At 63.8% G+C, this 2727-nt stretch carries 2 protein-coding genes; one reads left to right on the top strand and one right to left on the bottom strand.

What is annotated here, in order from left to right:
• On the top strand, positions 1 to 434 hold a 434-nt coding region (locus tag ACH2EH_RS24925), incomplete at its 5' end, for a hypothetical protein (protein ID WP_395146079.1).
• 11 nt (positions 435 to 445) lie between these two features.
• Here the strand turns inward: ACH2EH_RS24925 and ACH2EH_RS24920 are convergent.
• Positions 446 to 2727 (bottom strand): CHAT domain-containing protein (locus ACH2EH_RS24920; protein WP_395146078.1); only part of this gene is annotated, 2282 nt, incomplete at its 5' end.

The following is a 2727-nucleotide window of genomic DNA, read 5'->3' as shown; positions in this document are numbered from 1 at the left end:
GGCTGCTGCGCGACCCCAAACGCCAGGAGCCCGCCATCGAGATCAAGGCCGTCCAGCAGTTTATCGCTCCCTTGAGCAGCAGCTTTCTCAAGGCGGCGGGGACAACTTGGCTACGGCTCGACCAGCACTTATTTCGCTACGATGCCAAACAAGATACCTGGCTCGCGGAGGGGCTGGCCGATAGCGTGAGTGCTGAAGGCGAGGCGGCGCTCTGGAAGCAAGCGGGGCCGCCGCAGTGGCGCTTCGAGAGCGCCGAGGCACTGCGGCTGCGCGGGGAAGTCGCGCGGTGGAGCGCGGTAACCGGCTGGCAGAAGCTGGAGCTCGGCGAGAGCGCACTGCAGGCGGGCAATAGCGTCCTCTTCCACGACGGAGCCCTCTGGCTCACGGGAGTGGGGGCGCTCCGTCTGCCACGGAGCGCCTGGCACCTCAAGTGAAAAATCAGTTCCTACAGGCCTCGGCCCACTAAAATAAACGCGGCCCAGTAGTACGGGTGCTCACGTTGGGGCGTGCGGCGCTGCTGTTGCGCCGCGTGGTGTAGGGCGACGGGCTTGCTCTGGCCACGCTTGAGCGCGGTGTAGAAAGCCTCCATCCAAACGACAGTGGCATCATCGGCCACGGACCACTGGCTCAGCACAAGATTGCGTGCGCCCGCCGCCGTGAGCGCCCAGCTTAGCCCACGCACGCCCTCACCCGTGAGAATCTGGCCGCGCGCCGTGTTGCACGCGGAGAGGGTCGCAAGCTCCACCCCGGAGAGATCCAGCCCCATAAGCTCCCGGGCCGTGAGAAAACCATCCTCGCGCAGGGGTTCGCTCGGATCCGAGAGTACCAGGCAGGACAGCGACGGCGCGGCATCGTTGATAAAGGCATGGGCCGCCAGATGCAGCCAGTGGCAGCGCACAGCGGCGGCCTTGACCTGGCTTTCCTGCGCCTGCTTGCCCACCAGCACTTGTGTGCCGGGAAAGAGCCGTGCCAGCGCCTGCACTTCCCGAGTCGTGCCCGGCAGTGCCGCCGCGGCAGCGCCTGCGGGTAAAAAAGCACTCCGCTCTGGCGCGATGATAGGGCGTTCGGGCGCAATTATGGGACGCTCAGGGGCGATAATCGGACGGCTCCAGCCGGAGAGATTCGGCGCGGCCACTGCGAGGAGTGCAGTAGGGCGGGGCGGTGGGGAGGGAAGGGTGCGTAGCGCGTGCCAGAGCGCCCCCGAGAAAGCGTAGCTCAGGGGAATCCCTTCCAAAACGACGGCGAAGGGTACCTCCCAGAGCACACCATCCGGACAGAGAATCACCTGTTCAATGCCACGCAACTGTGGCTCTAGCGGCGTTATCAGCGCCTCGGCAACGGCTTTCGCGGCTTCCTGCCAGGGGCGATCCGGGTGGCTACAGGCATGGCGCAGCCGGGCGATCCGATTCTGGAGCTCGGCCAGCGGCGTCTCCAGTGCGATCAAGACAACACGCTCGCGGCGAACGGCTAGAATCTGTACTTTTTCCAGGCCGTGGGTTGCCCAGACAAAGTCTAAGAGCAGCTCTTTCGGACCGAGCTGTGCTTGAACCTGCGCCAGTGTCGGTTCTGCGGCGGCGTGGCGAAGCGCGGTCTGTGGTACACGGGCGTGGAGCAAGTCGTAGAAGCGTCCCAGGGCGCTCTCCGCATCACGTAGCTCATTCTGGAGTGCCGCAAAGCGCTTCTTGCCCCCAATATCGTTGGCGATCCCCTCACGCACCAGAGCAGCATTGAGCTGTGCACAGCGCGTCCGTAGCGCGGTCTCTTCCAGGCCAGTAGGCGCTTCTTGACTGGCTCGCCCCGCCGCGAGCTGCTCCCGCAGTGCACGGGCCTTGAGCTTCTGTACCAGCCCAAATGCCTCGGAGCTTTTTGCGCGAAGTAGTCCCAGCAGGTGCTCGTAGGGGGCGCGGCTTTCCTGGCGAAACGCCTGGTCGGCGGCATCCAGCCCGGCGTAAGTGTGGCGGTGTTGCTCCAAAATGGCAATCGCGGCGCGGCAGGCAGCGGCGGCCTCGGAGCGCTTTCCCAGTTTTTGGAGTGCCTCAGCATGACGCGCCTGGAAGTACGGCAGGTCACTACGCCAGCCGTGATTCACGCAAAGCCCAATCAGTTCTGTGCAGGTTGCCGCGACTTGCGGCCAGTTGCTCTCATAACCTGCAAAGTCCAGAGATTTTTGTAGTGCCCCCCGCTCCTCCTGCGGGCTCTTTTGCTGCTGCGCCAGCGCCTGGTACTCCCGTAGCAGCTCCCTGGCTTTGGTTTTGTCGCCATAGAAGTACTCAAAAGAGGCAAGTGCGCCCAGAGCCGAAAACCGCTCCGGCCAGAGCTCCCGCAGAACGCAGAGGGCAAGCTGCTGCGCAAAACACTGCCGGGCTTCATCAAGGCGCTTTAGCAGCCCCAGCACACTGGCACGCAGCCCTAGCATCTGTGCTTGCTCACTAAACGAGGCGGTGGGGATAGCTTTGGCCAGCAGTGCCACCGCTTCCGTGTAGGAAGGCGGATCCCCCCAGCCCACCAGGAGATTTGCCTCCCCCCGTAGATTTTTCTCCTGCTGAAGCCGACGGCGATCACGCTCCAAAAAGCCCCGTGCCCGTGCTCTATCTCCCTTGCCCAGATAGGCGCGCATCAGTCGGTTTGTCCCAAGCTCTCCCGCTACTTCGTAGAGCGCAATGGCCTGATCTTGTAGGTGCAGCTCCGTATAGAGATCACCCAGCGCAATTGAGACCGATGCCTCGC

It is taken from the genome of Armatimonas sp., from assembly GCF_043760365.1.
GTDB lineage: Bacteria > Armatimonadota > Armatimonadia > Armatimonadales > Armatimonadaceae > Armatimonas.
This window is presented reverse-complemented; position numbering and strand designations above follow the sequence as displayed.